This window comes from Pseudomonas sp. FSL R10-1350 (assembly GCF_009600525.1).
Lineage (GTDB): Bacteria > Pseudomonadota > Gammaproteobacteria > Pseudomonadales > Pseudomonadaceae > Aquipseudomonas > Aquipseudomonas helleri.
Genome location: NZ_WIVR01000210.1, coordinates 1 through 331 on the forward strand (window position 1 = coordinate 1; position 331 = coordinate 331).

Here is a 331-nt window from a genome sequence, read left to right on the forward strand (position 1 = left end):
TAGCAGGTAGCATCATTGTTCGTCAACGTGGTACTAAATTCCACGCAGGTACAAACGTAGGTATGGGTAAAGACCACACTTTATTCGCAACTGCAGATGGTAAAGTTAAATTCGAAAGAAAAGGCGACAAAAACCGTCAATACGTAAGTATCATTGCTGAGTAATGTAAAGCAAAATTTCAAAAAAACCTCACAAATGTGAGGTTTTTTTATACCTAAAATCTATAATAATACTATGCAAAAACAACAACCCCTCGCAGGTTTCCTCTTCGCCCTCCTTGCAGTATTGATGTGGGGAACGCTGCCAATAGCTCTACAGCCTATCTTAAAAG

The 331-nt window shown here is 39.0% G+C and carries 1 protein-coding gene; it reads left to right on the top strand.

Annotated elements, in window-relative coordinates; translation table 11 throughout:
- Positions 1-164, top strand: a 164-nt coding sequence (locus tag GHO25_RS25875) for a 50S ribosomal protein L27 (RefSeq protein ID WP_153393460.1), incomplete at its 5' end; no start/stop codon positions are given.
- Positions 165-331: the final 167 nt, after the last annotated feature.